Genomic DNA, 2,416 nt, shown 5'->3' with positions numbered 1-2,416 from the left:
GAGGAAAGAATACAATTAAGACTAAATGGACTGAGTCCTGTTCAATACAGAATTCAGTCCTTAAAATAGCAGTCTAACTTTTCGGGGTCAGATCACTGCTATCAAGGACAAGGCGTTTTTAAGAATCTGAAATCAAATCTTTAGTATCCGCCGCAGATTACAACAGTGACAACCTACTATACTCACGAGATGAAATAACTGCCGCAGCAATGTTATTCGCAATAGAAACTGGAATGCGGATGGAGAAATCTGCAATGCAAAATGGCAAGATCTCAAAATGGATAAACGGCTATTGCACCTACCACAAACTAAAAACGGACACCCTAGAGATATTCCATTGTCATCAGTGGCAATGGAAATTATTCAACAAATGGAAAAAATAAAAACTGATGATACTGATCTCATTTTCCAACTAAAGCCAGCACAACTAGATGCCAATTTCCGAAAGTTAAAAGTAAAAGCAGCATTAGATAATGCAAACTTACATTTCCACGACACTCGCCGCGAGGCGTTAACTCGTTTAGCGAAAAAAGTCGATGTAATGACGCTTGCAAAAATATCAGGGCATAGAGATATTAAAATTTTACTTAATACCTACTACGCCCCGAATATGGTTGATGTGGTTAAATTGCTGGATTAGTGCGACTCCACATAAAAAAGCCACATTATCCTGTGGCTTTTGGAACTTATTTTGTTTTCGCTTTTTGGTAAGCTAAACGTGAAGCAAGCATTGCTTGACGTTTTAATTCTTTTGCACTCGGTTTTGTTTCTGCCATAAAACATCACTCCTTATAGTTGGGGGTTTTTATAATAAAGCAATCTGCATTATCACCTAGTTGCCCTACTGGTTTAAAGTCTATCATAAGTGGATGTCGATTGTCGCACATTTTTTGATACATTCTGCTTAACGAAGGGCGTTCTGCAATAAAAAAATAACATTCAGGCTGATAGATTAAGTAATGTTTATATAATAACATTTCAAGCTGTTCTTTTAATTGCTGAATATCTTTCTTTTTAAAATTATGATTAATTGGTGGTGCATATAAATCTACATTAGGATCGCTGCTTTCATAATAGGCTTTTACACCAAATTTTACACTGTATGTGTTATGCCCTTTTAGCAAATCTTCAATTTTCTTATCTAATACAAATAGAGTCGAAATAATGTTACTATCAGCCGAAAAGTCGATAATATAATCAATTTGTGACACAGTAAATTGGGCAAATTGATGTGGAATTGAATTATATTCAGATTCAGTAAACATCAAAAAATACACTCCTTTTGTGGGAATCAGGTTTTACTAAAAACGCTGTTATCGGAGCGGACACTGCTTTTGGAAAGTAAGTGCGGCTATCCTAACCCGACAACATAAAACTGTCAAACTCTCCTCGCCTTTTTCCGCTCTGCATATCGCACTACGTCGCCTGCAATCCAGCGCAAACTTGAGCTTCTCTTGCGAATATCTCGTTGTGACGGAATTTCTACCGGACGAGGAAAAAGCGGATCAACAATCACTGCACCCCGAATATGTCGCTCGCTTAACTTAAAATAAGCCGCAATATCCGCTACTGTCCAAAGCTCTTTACTATCTTCTGTTAGCGTTTCTTTTTGCTGTAGCAATAACGCTTCTACCGCCTGCAATTTCTCGAATAACGCTTGATTAGATACCTGTTCCATTAATAGCTTTTCCTTCACTTCTACCATCTCACACCTCAAAACCTACTCTGCAAAATCCGCAATTCATCCATTTCGCAAGATAACACCTCCATTTTACTGATTCTGATGCGCCGATGTTTTGCCAAATAAACAAACTGATCATCAGTCAAACGAATTTTCTTACTCAATAACCAATCACGTTTGCGGCTTATCAACGCCGACAAACGTTCTTCATCACTTACATCGTCTATTTTTTCACCCGAACATACCTCCTCTTGATAATTGTTTAAATTTTGCTCCGTACAGTTATTGACAGAACTCTTAATGTTTTGATTCATACACACCACCTTTCGTTATGCTAAAATTAACTGCACCAACACAAACGCGATAAAACAAAATAACGCTGCGAGGTACGCAATGCTTACACGATTTTTACGATTTCTCATATTTATCCTTAACTGGTCGATTTTTGCTGTAATTGTTTGGTTGAATATCATCTTATTAAGCGACAATCCTTCATTTACCTTGTTCAATTACACCTTTAACCAACGCCAGCTTTATTTTTTTAATACATTACTTTTTGCGCTTTTTACTTATAAAGAACGACATTGCATTAAAAATGAAATTAAACGCTTCGTTCATTGGGTTAAAACGCTTTAATTCCTTTTGGGGCTGAAGTAGATTAGCACTTATGCTAAGCTACAAAAATGAAGATAACCAATTGTAAACTAAAGAAATCTATACAAAGAAAACTGCTTG

General features: G+C 36.5%; 6 protein-coding genes. 2 read left to right on the top strand and 4 right to left on the bottom strand.

The features are described from left to right. Together A3EO_RS13955 and A3EO_RS0112425 are read left to right on the top strand one after the other, a co-directional pair. Nucleotides 1-69: IS3 family transposase (locus tag A3EO_RS13955; protein ID WP_409359785.1), on the top strand; the 69-nt coding region annotated here is incomplete at its 5' end. A 208-nt stretch (nucleotides 70-277) separates the two neighbouring features. Then, complete coding sequence (locus A3EO_RS0112425) at nucleotides 278-640, top strand: tyrosine-type recombinase/integrase (protein ID WP_049805007.1); 363 nt, start codon at nucleotides 278-280, stop codon at nucleotides 638-640. Between the two features lie 46 nt (nucleotides 641-686). On the opposite strand, the gene A3EO_RS13005 is transcribed toward A3EO_RS0112425, so the two are convergent. The 4 genes from A3EO_RS13005 to A3EO_RS0112405 form a co-directional block, all read right to left on the bottom strand. After that, nucleotides 687-776, bottom strand: a complete 90-nt coding sequence (locus A3EO_RS13005) for a hypothetical protein (protein ID WP_018347392.1) — start codon at nucleotides 774-776, stop codon at nucleotides 687-689. A gap of 6 nt (nucleotides 777-782) precedes the next feature. Next, the gene (locus tag A3EO_RS0112415) at nucleotides 783-1,265 is read right to left on the bottom strand and encodes a hypothetical protein (RefSeq protein WP_018347391.1); all 483 of its coding nucleotides are present in this window, start codon (nucleotides 1,263-1,265) and stop codon (nucleotides 783-785) included. A gap of 113 nt (nucleotides 1,266-1,378) precedes the next feature. Beyond that, nucleotides 1,379-1,705: a hypothetical protein gene (locus A3EO_RS0112410; RefSeq protein ID WP_018347390.1), complete on the bottom strand. Its 327-nt coding sequence runs from the start codon at nucleotides 1,703-1,705 to the stop codon at nucleotides 1,379-1,381. Nucleotides 1,706-1,713: 8 nt separating this feature from the next. Beyond that, nucleotides 1,714-1,995: a hypothetical protein gene (locus tag A3EO_RS0112405; RefSeq protein ID WP_018347389.1), complete on the bottom strand. Its 282-nt coding sequence runs from the start codon at nucleotides 1,993-1,995 to the stop codon at nucleotides 1,714-1,716. Nucleotides 1,996-2,416: the final 421 nt, after the last annotated feature.

Origin of the sequence: Gallibacterium anatis DSM 16844 = F 149 (assembly GCF_000379785.1) — a bacterium.
Classification (GTDB): Bacteria; Pseudomonadota; Gammaproteobacteria; order Enterobacterales; family Pasteurellaceae; genus Gallibacterium; species Gallibacterium anatis.
The sequence above is the reverse complement of the archived record's forward strand: the minus strand, read 5'-3'. Positions and strand labels throughout refer to the sequence as shown.